The sequence below is a fragment of the Pelomonas cellulosilytica genome, assembly GCF_021353265.1.
Classification (GTDB): Bacteria; Pseudomonadota; Gammaproteobacteria; order Burkholderiales; family Burkholderiaceae_C; genus Pelomonas; species Pelomonas cellulosilytica.
The window spans coordinates 271,971-287,130 of sequence record NZ_JAJTWU010000007.1 but is presented as its reverse complement, the minus strand read 5'-3'; the positions used below and the strand labels follow the sequence as shown (position 1 = coordinate 287,130).

The window sequence follows — 15,160 nt, the reverse complement described above, 5'->3', positions numbered from 1 at the left end:
AGCCGTATTTCATTGGCGGCGTTAGCGGCGGTCGTGGATCAGTTAGTCAAATACCTCGGCCAGCTCAGGGTGCTGCTTCAGCAGCGCATCGCGCCCTTGCTCAGCGCTCTTGCGCCAGTTCGACCCGCGTGCCAGCGCGTCCTGCCAAGCCTCGCGCAATGGTGCGCTGCGGTTCCGATCCGTGTGCCACTCAATCAGCGCAGCGGCTTGTGCCAGACCCATGGACTGCGCGTGGCCCTTGGATGACTTGGTGCGCACGGTGACCTGTCGCTCGCCGTGGATGATGAGGCGATGGACCGCTAGACGCTCTGGGGCCGGCAGATTTACCGCGCAAGCGCCAGACTTGGAAAAGGCCACCCCTGGACATGTGTCTTCGAGCAAGAACTCCGTGAAACTCCTTGGCTGCAATGCAATGTTCAGCTCGGGGACCTGTATTACCTGATGACCATTACCGGCGGGCGTCATGAACTCGATCCTTAGTGCGGGCGCCTCTTGGTTGCGACGTTGAGCGGAGGTAAGGCCAGAGAACTCCCGGACCGGCAGTAGCCCTATCTCGAGCGATGAGATCGTGTCGTGGGTGGGTATCTCAGGATCGGCAGGGAGCGCGATCAAGATTTGGCCATCAGCATCGGCGAACTCGAGACCCATCGTCGTCTCGCTGTCCTTCCACCGCACGCCCAGCATGTTGCCTATGGCGACGAATGCGTGCGTTCCAACCAGAACCCCGCGCCAGCGGAAGACGCCATAGTTGGCCAACTTGTGGATGATCCTGAAATGCTTGTCCGGCAGTGGGCAGCATCCCAATGCCATGCTGGCCTGGGCGCGCTGGGCCAGAGCCTCAATGCGACTGGCAGTCTTGGCATGCTCGAACTCGTCGACGAGTTCCTTTACGCGGCCACCGGCCGGTCCCACATAGGTTGAGCGGACATGGCCGTCGGCGTCTCGGAAATTGAAGTAGACGTAGCTCCTGTTCTTGATCTGCCGACGGTGGAACGAGCCCCGCAAGGTCGCGAATCTATCGCTGGTAACACTTCGGGCCATGTCATAGAGCTCGGCGTACGAGGTCTGTGCACCGAGGGAAAGTTCAACAGAGAGTAGGTTCATGGTTACCATACAAAACTCAAGTTGTATGGTAAATGCGGTCTCGCTTGACTTGGTATTTCAAGTCCCTCGACAAGTCGAGCGAGAGAAGTTCGGTGCTCGGTGAGGCCGGCAGGGTGCGCCCGCGACTTCGCCAAGCACTCGGCAGCGCCCTTGGATGTATTCGTTGCTGAGATGGCGCCTCTGGCCGTGCCTGGCGACGGGCCGCGGCGAGGAAGTCCCTTAGCAGCTTCAGCTCCGCGGCCCCCCAGGGGAACAGGAAATGGTGCAACATTGCATTGCGCGAAGGCATGCAAAGGCAGTACATTTGCGTGACACCATTGACGAGACGCTGCCATGTCACGCCTGAAGGACGAAACCCTTTCCATCCGCACCTCCGCCGAGATCAAGCAGCTTTTGCGTTTGGCGGCTGATCGCGAGCGTCGCTCGGTGGCATCGATGATCGAGATCCTGGTGCTGGAGTACGCGCGCAGTCATGACTTGAAACTGGACCGCCCGAACGGAGAGCCGGCAAAGGCGGGGGCTTGACATGGCTGCTCGAGCCACAGGGTGCTACCTGCCCGCCACATCAACGAATCCATGACGGCAGGAACAGACTCATGACGACCACCGAACACCAAATCGAGTTGGACCTGATCAGCAAGCTCGGCGACCTCAAGTACACCTATCGCCCGGAAATCCGCGATCGCGCCGCATTGGAAGCCAACTTCCGCGCCAAGTTCGAAGCGCTCAACCGGGTACATCTGACCGACAGCGAGTTCCAGCGCCTCCTCGATGGCATCGTCACCCCAGATGTTTACAACGCAGCCCAGACGCTGCGCAACTTCAACAGCTTTGAGCGAGACGACGGAACGCCGCTGAACTTCAGCCTAGTGAACATCAGGGACTGGTGCAAGAACGACTTCGAGGTCGTCAATCAGTTGCGTATGAACACCGATAACAGCCATCACCGCTACGACGTGATGCTGCTCATCAACGGTGTGCCGGTAGTGCAAATCGAGCTGAAGACCCTGGCCGTCAGCCCACGCCGGGCCATGCAGCAGATCGTTGATTACAAGATCGATCCCGGCAATGGCTACGGCAAAACGCTGCTGTGCTTCCTGCAGCTCTTCATCGTCAGCAATCGCAGCGATACCTGGTACTTCGCCAACAACAACGCGCGGCACTTCAGCTTCAACGCTGATGAGCGCTTCTTGCCGGTTTACCAGTTCGCCAGCGAGGACAACAAGAAGATCACGCAGCTCGATAGCTTTGCTGAGAAGTTCCTGGCCAAGTGCACCTTGGGCCAGATGATCAGCCGCTACATGGTGCTGGTGGCCAGCGAGCAGAAGCTGCTGATGATGCGGCCGTACCAAATCTATGCCGTCAAAGCCATCGTGGAGTGCATCCACCAGAACTGCGGCAACGGCTACATCTGGCACACCACCGGGTCAGGCAAGACGCTGACTTCGTTCAAGGCGTCCACCCTGCTCAAGGACAACCCGGACATCGACAAGTGCCTGTTTGTGGTGGACCGCAAAGACCTGGATCGCCAGACCCGTGAGGAATTCAACCGCTTCCAGGAAGGCTGCGTCGAAGAGAACACCAACACAGAAGCGCTGGTACGCCGCCTGCTGTCCGACGACTACGCCGACAAGGTTATCGTCACCACTATTCAGAAGCTGGGCCTGGCTCTGGACGGCACCAATAAGCGCAACTACAAAGAGCGTTTGGAGGCGCTGCGCGAAGCTCGCATCACATTCATTTTCGACGAATGCCACCGCTCGCAGTTCGGCGAGAACCACAAAGCCATCAAAGAGTTTTTCCCCAACGCTCAGCTCTTTGGCTTCACTGGCACGCCAATCTTTGAAAAGAACGCCAGCTATCAACAAATTGAGGGACAGCAGGCCAGCTACCGTACCACCGACGATCTATTCCAGCGCTGCCTGCACCAGTACACCATCACCCACGCCATTGAGGACCGCAATGTCCTGCGCTTCCACGTGGACTACTTCAAGCCCGAGGGCAAGAATCCGCCCAAGCCCGGCGAAGGCATTGCCAAACTGAAGGTCATTGAAACCATCCTGGCCAAGCACGACGCCGCTACCAATGGGCGCAAGTTCAACGCTGTGCTGGCGACCGCCAGCATCAATGATGCTATCGAGTACTTCGAACTATTTGCCAACGTTCAGAAGCAGCGAGCGGAGCAAGACCTCGAATTCCGCCCGCTGAACATTGCCTGCGTGTTCTCCCCGCCCGCCGAGGGTAACAAGGACGTGCAGCAGATTCAGGAAGACCTGCCGCAAGAAAAGGAAGACAACCAGCAGGACCCTGAAGGCAAAAAAGCGGCGCTCACCCGTATCGTCGCTGACTACAACGCCCGCTTCGGTACCAACCACCGCATCGGCGAGTTCGACCTGTACTACCAGGACGTGCAGAAGCGCATCAAGGACCAGCAGTACCCGAACACCGATCTACCAGCTGCGCAGAAGATCGACATCACGATCGTGGTGGACATGCTGCTGACAGGTTTCGACTCGAAGTACCTCAACGCGCTGTATGTGGACAAGAACCTCAAGCACCATGGCTTGATCCAAGCGTTCTCGCGGACTAACCGCGTGCTGAACGACAGTAAACCCTACGGCAACATCCTCGACTTCCGCCAGCAGCAGAAGCCGGTCGAAGAGGCGATTGCGCTCTTCTCCGGCGAGAAGATCGACAACCCGCGCGAAATTTGGCTCGTAGACCCTGCGCCCAAGGTCATCGACAACCTGCAGACGGCCACCCAGAAGCTGGCTGACTTCATGCAGTCACAAGGCGTGGCCAATGCGCCGGAAGAGGTAGCCAACCTAAAGGGCGACGCCGCTCGGGCGCAGTTCGTCAACCTGTTCAAGGAAGTGCAGCGCCTCAAGACCCAGCTCGATCAATACACCGATCTTTCCGAAGAACAGAAGGCGCAGATCACCCAGATTGCGCCGCCCGATCAGCTGCAAGGCTTCAAAGGGGTGTACCTGGAGACTGCCAAACGGCTGAAGGAACAGCAGGATCGCGATCAGGCTCCGCCCGAAGTGCAGCAGCTTGATTTCGAGTTCGTGCTCTTCGCATCGGCGGTGATCGACTACGACTACATCATGGGCCTCATTGCGAAGCTGACGCAGCAAAAGCCCGGCAAGCTCACCATGAACCGGGAGCAGCTCATCGGTCTGATCCAGTCCGACGCCAAGTTCATCGATGAGCGCGGGGACATTGCCGAGTACATCCGGGGCCTGCCGGTCAATGAAGCATTGGACGAGAAGCAAATCCGCAGCGGATTTGACCGTTTCAAGGCAGAGAAGAAAGCACGGGAACTGACCGATATTGCCAACCGCCATGGGCTTGAGCCTGACGCCCTGCAAGGCTTTGTCGATGAAATCCTGCGACGCCGCATCTTCGACGGAGAGAAGCTCACCGACTTTCTAGAACCGCTCGGACTCAACTGGAAGAGCCGGCGTGTGAAGGAGTTGGCCCTGATGGAAGAGCTGGCTCCACTGCTGCAAAAGCTCGCCCAGGGCCGAGAGATCGCTGGTCTGGCCGCATATGAGGAGGGACGATGATGGGGGCCGTCTTTGCACAAGGGGCACAGTGGATTCGCGCAGACTTCCATCTGCACACCCGCGCAGACCGCGAGTTCAAGTTCACGGGTGATGACAACTTCTATAACAGCAACTATGTGGATGCACTAGAGAACGCGGGCATCCAGTTGGGAATCATCACCAATCACAACAAGTTCGACTTCGAGGAATTCAAGGCATTACGCAAGACAGCCCTGAAAAAAGGCATCGCACTGCTGCCCGGTGTCGAGCTGTCGGTCAATGACGGTGCCAATGGCATTCATACGCTTGTTGTCTTTTCCGAGGACTGGTTGGCCGATGGTCATGACCATATAAACCCCTTCCTGGGCGTTGCGTTTGAAGGAAAAGTCCCAGCCCAGTACGAGCAGGAAAACGGGCGTTCCTCTCTGTCGCTGCTGGAAACTATCAAGAAGCTGGAAAGCTACCATCGCGACTTTTTCCTTGTCTTTGCCCACGTCGAAGCACCGAGCGGGCTCTGGGCCGAGCTGGATGGGGGGCGTCTGGCCGAACTAGGCCAGAACGAGTTCTTCCGCCGCCGCACCCTGGGCTTCCAGAAGGTACGCACGTACAACAAGCAGCAAGAGAAGAACAAGCCCTGCCGGACCAAAGCGCAGCAGCATCTAGGTGACTGGTACCCCGCCGAACTCGAAGGCTGTGACGCCAAATGCGTAGAGGATATCGGTCAGGGCAAAGCCTGCTATCTCAAATTGGGCGAGCTGTCCTTTGAGGCGGTCAAGTTTGCCTTGAGCGATCCCGCTGCGCGGGTCGCCACGGAGCCACCCAAGCATCAGGCGTCGCACATCCGCAGCATCCACTTCGACGGGGGCATCCTCGATGGGCAGACGCTGCACTTCTCTTCCGAACTCAACACGCTGATCGGCATCCGGGGCAGCGGCAAGTCATCCATCCTGGAGGCGGTGCGCTACGCCCTCGATATTCCACGAGGTGAGAAAGCGCAGGACACCAAGTACAAGGACGAGTTGATCCGGCACACCCTTGGCAGCGGCGGCAAGGTCACGCTGACAGCCTGCGACGTGTACGGACAGGAGTTCACCATCTCCCGCATCTTCCGCGAAGCGCCGAACGTCTACCTAGGCGGCAAGTTGCAGCCCGGCGTGTCGATCCGGGAGACCGTACTGCGTCGCCCGATCTACTTCGGCCAGAAAGACCTTTCCAGCACCGGCGAAGGCTTCGAGACCGATCTGGTGGAAAAGCTGGTTGGCGAGAAGCTGCGTGTGCTGCGTGACGAGATCGAGGCCCAACGCCAGCGTGTGCGCGACGCTGCTCAGCGCTGGCTCAAGCTCAGCAACACGGCCGAACTCAAGCGCGACTTCGAGACCCAGCTCAATGATGCCAATTTCCGTCTGACCAAGTTCGCGGAGCACGGCGTTGCGGACAAGCTCCAAAAGCGCCTCGGCTTCCAGCAGGACGCCACTGCGCTCGCGCGCATGAAGGAGCGGGCAGACAGCTTCATCCTCGCCCTGGGGCAATTGATTGCCGAGCATGAGGACGAGTTGCGCAACGCGACGAGTTACGTGTCCAAGCAGAACCCAGATTTCTTCACGGCCTACTACGCCGAGTTCTCCAAGCTCGTTGCCAAGGTCGATCAGCTCAAGCAGATCGAGCAAGACGCGCGAGCCATTGCGGGTCGCCTCCAGGCCAAACAGGGCGAGTTTGAAGGCGCAAGCAAGAATCTTCGGGAGGAGTTCGCACAAGTCGAGCGCCAACTGGCTCAGGAGCTCAAGCAAACCGGCATGACAGCTATCCAGCCGGACGACTTCCTGACCCAACAGCAACGCAAGACCAAGTCGGAGCAAATGCTGGAGGCGTTGGCCAAGCAGGAATCACAGCAGACCAGCATCCGCGACGCACTGTTTGCAGAGATAGACAAGCTCAATGAGCTCTGGCTGCGCGAGTTCAACACCATCAAGGCGGAACTGGACGGCGTGAACGCTGGCCACACTGCACTGCAGATCGAAGCCGACTTCAAGGGCGACAAGGAAGCCGCGATCAGCTTCATGCAGCAACTCTTCAAGGGCAGCAACATCCGCGAAACCACCCTGCGCGCAGTAATGGAGGACTATGCCGACTTCGGCGGCCTCCTGCGTGCCCTGCCGGGAGCCTTGGCGAAGGCCGGTAGCACACCCGAGGTCTTCGAAAAGACCTTCATGCAGAACCTGACTGAGTTCGTCAGCTGGCAGGTGCCCAACCGCTTCGTCATCCGCTATCGCGGCAAAGAGTTGAAGCACCACTCTCTCGGGCAGCGCGCTTCAGCGCTGCTGCTGTATGTGCTCAGCCAACGCCAGAACGACGTGATCATCATCGACCAACCGGAAGACGATCTGGACAACCAGACCATCTACGACGATGTGATCAAGCTGCTGCGTGAGATGAAACCTTACGCCCAGTTCATCTTCGCCACCCACAACGCAAACTTTCCAGTGCTGGGTGACGCCGAGCAGGTGCACGCCTGCCAATACCAGGACGAGAAGGTCGCCACGCGAAGCGGAAGCATCGACGCCCGTCCAGTGCAGGACGCCATCATCAAAATCATGGAAGGAGGCCAAGAAGCCTTCAACCGTCGCAAAGAGGTCTACAACTTATGGAAACCACAGAGCTGATCGACCTGCTCAGCCGAGGCGAGGACAGTCGGCAGCAGTTCAAGACGGACATGAACAATGCCGACGCCTTGGCGGCAGAGATCGTTGCCTTCAGCAACACCGCTGGTGGGCGCATCTTCATCGGGGTGAACGACGACGGTTCGGTACGCGGCCTATCCGGCGCCGACGTTTCTCGTCTCAACCTCCTCATCGCCAACGTGGCCTCACAGGTCGTGCGTCCCGCCGTGAACCCGCTCACGGAAAACGTGCCCCACCCGGCAGGCACGGTGCTGGTGCTCTCCATCGCTGAGGGCGTTAACAAGCCCTACATGGACAAGAACGGCGCAATTTGGGTGAAGAACGGCTCGGACAAGCGCCGCGCCACCTCGCGCGAGGAATTGCAGCGGCTGTTCCAGCAGGCGGGCTTGGTGCACGCCGACGAAACGCCCGTGGCGGGCTTGAGCGCGGGCGATGTGGACATGCCCTATTTCGAAGCCTTTTTCGAGCAGCAATTCGGTGAGCCACTCGCCCAGCACAACCAGCCGCTGCCACAGTTGCTGACCAACATGAACCTGATGAACCAGGGGCAGCTCAACGTGGCGGGCGGCCTGCTATTCGCAAAGACACCGCAGTACGCGCTACCCGCCTTCATCGTCAAGGCCGTCGCTTTTGTCGGCACAGAGATCGAGGACGAGCGCTACATCGACAGCCGGGACATCACCGGCAAGCTGGCTGATGTGTTCCAGCAGACGCTGGGCTTCATCGTCGCCAACACCCGAGCCGCGCAGGGCGAGCAGGGCTTCAACACCCAGGGCCAGCCTGAGATTCCGCGCATCGTCTGGGAAGAGTTGGTCGCCAACGCCCTCATCCACCGCGACTACTTCGTCAGCGCGCCGGTCCGTGTTCTGGTGTTTGCGGATCGGGTCGAGATCATCAGTCCCGGCCACCTGCCCAACAACCTGACCATCGAGAACATCAAGGCTGGCAACTCCAATATGCGCAATCCCATCCTGGCATCGTTTGCCGCCAAGCTCCTGCCGTATCGCGGACTGGGTAGCGGTCTACTGCGTGCCTTACGAGCCTGGCCGCAGATTGAACTAATCGACGACCGAGTCGGGAATCTGTTTAAGGCCATCGTCGCGCGGCCGCAGGAGTAACGCGCATGAGTGAAAAAGTAGAATGCCCTTTGGTTCCACGGTTGAGGTTTCCTGAATTCCGAGAAGCCGCAGAATGGGGTAGTGAAAAGTTGGAGCAACTTATCACTACGGTTAGTCCCCCCTTGAAACTGCAATCGTCCAGCTATCGGATGCAAGGTAAGTTTCCCATCATCGACCAGTCCCAAGGACCCATTTGCGGCTGGACTGATGATGAGAGCGCTGTAATTACTGAATCGCTGCCACTCATCGTATTTGGCGACCACACCTGCACCCTCAAGTTTGTTGACAAACCATTTGCACAAGGCGCCGATGGCATCAAAATTCTCAAAGCAAAATCCGCCATCTCCGCTGAATATCTGTTCCATTCCCTCAGCCACCGTCAGTTGGCGATGGAAGATTACAAGCGTCATTTTTCAATACTGAAAGAGCGTGCAGTTGTTTTTCCGGACATCAAGTCTGGAGAACAACAAAAAATCGCCGACTGCCTGTCTTCCCTTGATGAGCTGATCACAGCGGAAACCAGGAAGCTGGACACCCTCAAGACACACAAAACGGGCCTAATGCAACAGCTTTTCCCCCGCGAGGGTGAGACGCTGCCTCAACGGCGCTTCCCGGAATTTGCGGATACAGAGGAATGGCCGGAGTGGAGCATAGGTCAGCTTGGGGAAGTAATCACAGGCAACACTCCGAGCACATCAAAGCGTCAATACTATGGCGGCGAGTTTGATTTCGTTTCTCCTGCCGATATTTCAGATCACCGATTTATTGAGAAAACAAAAACATCCCTAACCAAGCTTGGCCTCGAGCAGACAAGGCAAATTGCAGAAGGCAGCGTTTTATTTGTCTGCATTGGGTCAACGATTGGCAAGGTCGCGCAGAACAAGTTTAGGTGCGCGACCAATCAACAGATAAACTCTCTGGTTCCGTTCGCCGACTTCTCCGGAGATTTCATCTACTACCTGTTACTCCGAGAGTCTGCGCGCATATCGGAGTTGGCTGGAAATCACGCGGTTCCAATCATCAACAAGACAACATTTTCAGAGATTATTGTGCGTTGTCCCAAGAAGAGGGAGCAAGAGCGAATCGCAGAAAGCCTTGGAGCACTCGATAAATCGATTGACATCCAGGCCCAGAAAATAGGCGCACTCAAGACCCACAAAATGGGCCTGATGCAGCAACTTTTCCCCGTACTTGATGGGGTTTCAGCGTGAAGCCAGGCCAGACCGTTGCCGACCTCACTGCCCTTGCCACCCTATTGCGTGCGGAACTGGAAGCCAAGAAAACCATCCTGCTCTACGCCTACAACGGCACCGGCAAGACTCGGCTGTCCATGGCTTTCAAGGACATGGGCAAGCAGGGCGAGGCCCGCGATACCCTGTACTTCAACGCCTTCACCGAAGATCTGTTCCACTGGAACAATGATCTGGCAGACGATTCTGATCGCCGCTTGCTGCTCAATAGGGATTCGCGCTTTTTCCAGGGCTTGTTCGAGCTGGAAATGGACAACCGCATCCGCCCGCTGCTGCGACGTTATGCAGACTTCGATTTCCGCATCGACACTCAAGGCGCCGAGTGGGCAGTGCGCTTTTCGCGCTTGGTAGACGGGCAGACCGTTGACAACATTAAGGTATCGCGCGGCGAGGAAAACATCTTCATCTGGTGCTTCTTCCTGGCCGTGGTCGAACTGGCGATGGACCCGGAGATCGAGGCTTACCAGTGGGTGAAGTACTTGTATATCGACGATCCGATTTCCTCGCTGGATGAGCACAATGCGATCGCCGTTGCCAACCATCTGGCGCAATTGCTTAAACGGCAGGACAACAAGCTGAAGACGGTGATCTCCACGCATCACACTTTGTTCTTCAATGTCCTGTGCAACGAGATGGGCAAGGCCCGCAGGTATGTCGTCAACAAACAATCGGCAAGCGGTAGCTATCTGCTGCGCCCCGAAGATGGCGACACGCCATTCTTCCACCACGTAGCTGCCTTAGCCGAGCTGTACCAGGCTATGCAGGAAGACCGGTTGTTTACCCACCACTTCAACATGCTGCGCACGATTCTGGAGAAGACGGCCAGCTTTCACGGGCACAAGAATTTCTCGGTATGCATCAAGCAAGACGATGACGACCCGGACGGCATTCTGCACACGCGCCTGATCAACATCCTCAGCCACGGCAACTATTCGCTATATGAGCCGCAGCAGATGCTCGATGAGAACAAGGCTTACTTCAAGAAGATTCTGAACGACTTCCTGAATCGCTACCCATTCAATCCCGATTTGTTCCCGCAGGCTCCTGAGGCCGCAACAGCAGGTACATCATGACCGATCTCGAAAAACGAAAACTGGGCGCGACCCTCTGGGCCATTGCCGACCAACTGCGCGGCGCGATGAATGCGGATGACTTCCGCGACTACATGCTGGCCTTCCTGTTTCTGCGCTATCTGTCGGACAACTACGAAGCAGCCGCCCAGAAAGAGCTGGGGTCGGACTACCCGCCGCAGATCGATGGTTCGGTCTCCACGCCGCTGCAGCAATGGTATGAAGGCAATCTAGACGATGTGCCCGAGTTCGAGAAACAAATGCGCCGCAAGGTGCATTACGTTATTGAGCCGCAATACCTGTGGGGCAATATCGCCGAGATGGCTCGCACACAGCACGCTGAGTTGCTCATCACGCTACAAGCCGGCTTCAAATACATCGAGGAAGAATCCTTCGCCAGCACCTTCCGGGGGCTGTTCTCGGAGATCAACCTGGCGTCGGACAAGCTGGGCAAGACCTACGCCGAGCGCAATGCCCGCCTGTGCAAGATCATCGCCGAAATCGCCAAGGGCCTGGGCCAGTTCTCCACCGACAGCGACACCCTGGGCGACGCCTATGAATACCTGATTGGCCAGTTCGCGGCAGGCTCGGGCAAGAAGGCTGGCGAGTTCTACACGCCGCAGCGCATTTCAGACATCCTGTCGGCCATCGTCACGCTGGACAGTCAGGAGCCCGCCACGGGCCAGCGTTCGCATCTGGACAGCGTGCTCGACTTCGCTTGCGGTTCTGGCTCTTTGCTGCTGAACGTGCGCCACCGGATGGGGCCGCATGGCATCGGCACGATTCACGGGCAGGAGAAGAACATCACCACCTACAACCTGGCGCGCATGAACATGCTGCTGCACGGGGTGAAGGACTCGGAGTTCGAAATCTTCCACGGCGACACCCTGCTCAACGAGTGGGACATGCTGCGTGAAACCAACCCTGCCAAGATGCCGAAGTTCGACGCGGTTGTGGCCAACCCGCCATTCAGCTACCGCTGGGAACCGAGCGAGGCGCTGGGCGAGGACACCCGCTTCAAGAACTATGGCTTGGCACCGAAGTCTGCCGCTGACTTTGCCTTCCTGCTGCATGGTTTCCACTTCCTGAAGCAGGACGGCGTGATGGCCATCATCCTGCCTCACGGCGTGCTGTTCCGTGGGGGGGCTGAGGCGCGTATCCGCACCAAGTTGCTCAAGGATGGGCATATTGACACGGTGATCGGCCTACCGGCGAACCTGTTCTTCTCCACGGGCATTCCGGTGTGCATCCTGGTGCTGAAGAAGTGCAAGAAGCCCGATGACGTGCTGTTCATCAACGCGGCTGAGCACTTCGAGAAGGGCAAACGGCAGAACCAGCTGCTGCCCGAGCACATCGACAAAATCGTCGATACCTACCGCTACCGAAAGGAAGAGCCTCGCTACTCGCGTAGGGTGCCTTTGGAAGTCATCGAGAAGGAACACGACTTCAACCTGAACATCTCGCGCTACGTGAGCACGGCCGAGGCAGAGGAAGAAGTCAAACTGGCGGCCGTGCATGCGGAGCTGGTGGCGTTGGATCAGAAGATCAGGGCAGCCACCGATCAACACAATGAATTCCTCAAGGAACTGGGGCTGCCACCGCTCCCTTACGGCGCCGAAGTAGAACGGTAAGGGCTACCGCTGGCAATCTGGCTGCCTTCTTCGAGCTCAATGACTGTGGCTGCTGCTGCGGTGCGTTGATGCAAGTAAGCGTCTGACCATGCGGCGTCGGTCGGCAGCAAGCCATGGCCCTACTTGCTGGTGTCGTATGACGAGATGTCGGAGTCGGGGCGGTTGGCGAATTTTGTGCGGTTCGAGGTGAGCCGGTGCACCCGTGATCAAGTTGCAGCTGGTCGAACAAGTCGCAACTTGCGGGCGTTCCAGGCGTGCAGAATCAGCCGCAATGTACGGACTCAGGGTGGATGTGTTTAACAGGACAAGCGGCAATGCCGATCGCAATCGCAGTTCGTACGCAGTTTTCAGACAGCCATTTTCGTGACGTGCTGATACGCGCACTCAGGTCGTGGGACATCGACAGCATCCATATCGCCTCCGGCTTTTTCAACGATTTCACCGCCGAGCTGGCGGACTGGGCTCCTGACTTCCAGATCGACGAAGAGATGGGCGGAAAGGAGGTGTTCCTGTATGGCGGATACCACGAGAAGGCGGATTCAATGTGTGCCCTCAGGGACGCGCTCGTCAAATGCGGGATCAACACCAGCGCCAATCGACTACGCGCGCCTCGTACTGGCGAGCAAGCACTTAGATGGCACGCGAAAGTCTCAGTTTTCGTCAGTGGGGAGCGACCCGTGCTGGCGATCGTGGGCAGCAGCAATCTCACAAGTCCCACGATGTATGGGAACAGCGAGCACAAGTTCGTTGCGTCACCGGAGCGCGTCAATGTTGAGGCTGACAGCTTCTATTGGCTGCGCACGCACGCAGATGCTGATCAAGCCGTGCACGATGCGTTCCACTACTGGGGCGGCGGTCGACTCGCGCCTCACATCGCGTTTTACGATGAAAAATTCGACGATGAAGTCGAGCGGCTGATGCGACCGCTGCTCAAGACGGTTCTCTCGTACCCCTGGCAGCGTCTCTAGCCTTAGCCATACGACCGCATGTGGCGGGCGGTTCCTATCGCGCTGCGGCATCGCCAAGCGATGGGGAAGTGGTCTGGTCTGGTGTCAGAGTGCCAGTCCGATGCGTCGTCCTTGAAGCTAGGGCTTGCAGCTTATGCGTTAATGTTGGCGGAAACTTGCAGCTTATGGGGGTCGAAGCTTGCAGCTTATGGTGAGTGGAGCTTCGCTAAGTGCTTGTCAGATAAGGGCTTGAACTTGCAGCTTATGAGTCAGCGCACACACGTTGCCCGGCGGTGCCTTCAGCGACTTCCGTCCGTTGCTGCGCTCCGGCCTTCGATCAGTTGCCTCAGCCACGGCCTCAGCCCGAACAGCAGCGCACCGGTCACCAGGCTGCCCACCGCCAACTGCGTGAACAGCGTCGCATAGGCTGCATTGGTGGCCAGCGCCGCGCCTTCCACCGGCTGGGTGACGACGCCCGAGAAGTCGCCGGCGAAGAGCGACGCCAGCCCGGTCACGAGCATCCACGCGCCCATCATGACGCCCTGGTACTGCCGTGGTGCCAGGCGGCCGATCATGGCGTAGCCGACGGGTGAGATCAGCAGTTCGCCCACGCTCTGCAGCACGTAGCTGAGGAACAGCCAGAAGAAGTCCGAGCGACCGGTGGCGGGATCGGCGAAGTGGATGCCCAGCGGCAGTGCGAGGAAGCCCAACCCCATCAGTACCAGCGAGGCCGAGAACTGCGCCGGGATGTCCACCGGCCAGCCGCGGGCGCGCCAGCGTGTAAACACCGCCGCTAGCCACGGCCCGCCGATGACGATGACGACCGTGTTGATGTTCTGTACCCATTGCGGCGCGACCGGCACGCCCCAGACGTTCATCCAGACGTTGCCCACGGCGAATAGCTGCAGCCCGTTGGGCGCCATCTGGTAGAGCGACCAGAACACCAGTGAGCCCAGCGCCAGCACCAGGTAGGCCAGCATGCGGCGGCGTTCGTCCGGCACCGGGTGGCGCAGCGTGACCCAGGCCAGCGCCGCGCCGACCGCGCCGCACAGCGCCTTCATGCCGATGGCAGTGTCGCCGGGCTGGCGCAGCAGCCAGGCTAGCAGCGGCACGAGGCCTGCCAGCACGGCCAGGCCGACGGCGAAGCGGCCCCAGAAGTCCATGCCCTGGCTGCGCGACAGCGGCGTGTCGCGGTCGGCCAGCGAGCGCCAGAAGACCAGCGCCAGCACGATGGCGCCGGCATTGCCCAGCGTCGCGAACCAGAAGATCGTGCTGTAGGCCTCGGTCAGCTGGTACTGGCCCGCCACCGTGAAGCCGACGAAGAAGCCGACGTTCATGCCCGCGTAGTTCCACAGGAAGGCGCTCTCGCGGCGTTCGTCCTGCGGCTCGAAGCGCTGGGTCAGCATCATGTTGATGCACGTGACGTTCAGCCCGCTGCCTGTCAGGAACAGCGACAGGCCCCAGTACAGCCCGTCCAGCGAGCCGGTGGCGATGGTGCCGCAGCCCAGCACCTGCAGCGCCATGCCGCCGACGAACAGGTTGCGGTTGCTCAGGAACCGGCCGCCGAGGTAGCCGCCGAACAGGTGCAGCCCGTAGTTGAACGCGCCGAACAGGCCCATCATCAGCGCTGCCTGGTCGCTCCCGAAGCCCAGGCGCCGCGTGCAGTACAGCACCAGCGTGGACTGCAGCACGGCGAAGCCCAGCGTCGCGAAGACCTGGATGGAGAAGAGGACGGCCGATCCCTCCGGGATGCGGGCCCAACGGTGTTGCAGTCGGTTCATGGGGCCGCGATTGTCCGGCCAAGCTGCAGGAGG

Annotated in this window: 10 protein-coding genes; 8 read left to right on the top strand and 2 right to left on the bottom strand. The window is 58.9% G+C overall.

Translation table 11 applies throughout. The features are described 5' to 3' along the window. Positions 1–42: 42 nt before the first annotated feature. Positions 43–1,104, bottom strand: a complete 1,062-nt coding sequence (locus tag LXT13_RS18590) for a GSU2403 family nucleotidyltransferase fold protein (RefSeq protein WP_233373446.1) — start codon at positions 1,102–1,104, stop codon at positions 43–45. A 333-nt stretch (positions 1,105–1,437) separates the two neighbouring features. On the opposite strand from LXT13_RS18590, the gene LXT13_RS18585 reads away from it, so the two are divergent. The 8 genes from LXT13_RS18585 to LXT13_RS18550 all read left to right on the top strand — a co-directional run bounded on the left by LXT13_RS18585 (position 1,438) and on the right by LXT13_RS18550 (position 13,367). Next, positions 1,438–1,629, top strand: coding sequence for a hypothetical protein (locus LXT13_RS18585; RefSeq protein ID WP_233373445.1), 192 nt, complete (start codon positions 1,438–1,440; stop codon positions 1,627–1,629). A 71-nt stretch (positions 1,630–1,700) separates the two neighbouring features. Continuing rightward, complete coding sequence (locus LXT13_RS18580; protein WP_233373444.1) at positions 1,701–4,673, top strand: type I restriction endonuclease subunit R; 2,973 nt, start codon at positions 1,701–1,703, stop codon at positions 4,671–4,673. Continuing rightward, positions 4,673–7,312 (top strand): TrlF family AAA-like ATPase, encoded by a 2,640-nt coding sequence (locus LXT13_RS18575; protein ID WP_233373443.1) that lies wholly within the window; start codon positions 4,673–4,675, stop codon positions 7,310–7,312. Before LXT13_RS18580 ends, LXT13_RS18575 begins: the two co-directional genes overlap by 1 nt. Further along, positions 7,294–8,448, top strand: coding sequence for an RNA-binding domain-containing protein (locus LXT13_RS18570; protein WP_233373442.1), 1,155 nt, complete (start codon positions 7,294–7,296; stop codon positions 8,446–8,448). Before LXT13_RS18575 ends, LXT13_RS18570 begins: the two co-directional genes overlap by 19 nt. 5 nt (positions 8,449–8,453) lie before the next feature. Beyond that, a complete protein-coding gene (locus LXT13_RS18565) occupies positions 8,454–9,659 on the top strand; it encodes a restriction endonuclease subunit S (RefSeq protein ID WP_233373441.1) in 1,206 nt (401 codons plus the stop codon). After that, a complete protein-coding gene (locus LXT13_RS18560; protein ID WP_233373440.1) occupies positions 9,656–10,771 on the top strand; it encodes an AAA family ATPase in 1,116 nt (371 codons plus the stop codon). Before LXT13_RS18565 ends, LXT13_RS18560 begins: the two co-directional genes overlap by 4 nt. Next, positions 10,768–12,399, top strand: coding sequence for a type I restriction-modification system subunit M (locus tag LXT13_RS18555; protein WP_233373439.1), 1,632 nt, complete (start codon positions 10,768–10,770; stop codon positions 12,397–12,399). Before LXT13_RS18560 ends, LXT13_RS18555 begins: the two co-directional genes overlap by 4 nt. Before the next feature lie 314 nt (positions 12,400–12,713). Then, positions 12,714–13,367, top strand: a complete 654-nt coding sequence (locus tag LXT13_RS18550) for a phospholipase D family protein (protein ID WP_233373438.1) — start codon at positions 12,714–12,716, stop codon at positions 13,365–13,367. A 278-nt stretch (positions 13,368–13,645) separates the two neighbouring features. On the opposite strand, the gene LXT13_RS18545 is transcribed toward LXT13_RS18550, so the two are convergent. After that, positions 13,646–15,127 (bottom strand): peptide MFS transporter, encoded by a 1,482-nt coding sequence (locus LXT13_RS18545; RefSeq protein WP_233373437.1) that lies wholly within the window; start codon positions 15,125–15,127, stop codon positions 13,646–13,648. Positions 15,128–15,160: the final 33 nt, after the last annotated feature.

Coding starts and splice junctions, on each gene's coding strand:
- LXT13_RS18590 (WP_233373446.1), bottom strand. CDS start 1,104: ATGAACCTACTCTCTGTTGAACTTTCCCTCGGTGCACAGACCTCGTAC.
- LXT13_RS18585 (WP_233373445.1), top strand. CDS start 1,438: ATGTCACGCCTGAAGGACGAAACCCTTTCCATCCGCACCTCCGCCGAG.
- LXT13_RS18580 (WP_233373444.1), top strand. CDS start 1,701: ATGACGACCACCGAACACCAAATCGAGTTGGACCTGATCAGCAAGCTC.
- LXT13_RS18575 (WP_233373443.1), top strand. CDS start 4,673: ATGGGGGCCGTCTTTGCACAAGGGGCACAGTGGATTCGCGCAGACTTC.
- LXT13_RS18570 (WP_233373442.1), top strand. CDS start 7,294: ATGGAAACCACAGAGCTGATCGACCTGCTCAGCCGAGGCGAGGACAGT.
- LXT13_RS18565 (WP_233373441.1), top strand. CDS start 8,454: ATGAGTGAAAAAGTAGAATGCCCTTTGGTTCCACGGTTGAGGTTTCCT.
- LXT13_RS18555 (WP_233373439.1), top strand. CDS start 10,768: ATGACCGATCTCGAAAAACGAAAACTGGGCGCGACCCTCTGGGCCATT.
- LXT13_RS18550 (WP_233373438.1), top strand. CDS start 12,714: ATGCCGATCGCAATCGCAGTTCGTACGCAGTTTTCAGACAGCCATTTT.
- LXT13_RS18545 (WP_233373437.1), bottom strand. CDS start 15,127: ATGAACCGACTGCAACACCGTTGGGCCCGCATCCCGGAGGGATCGGCC.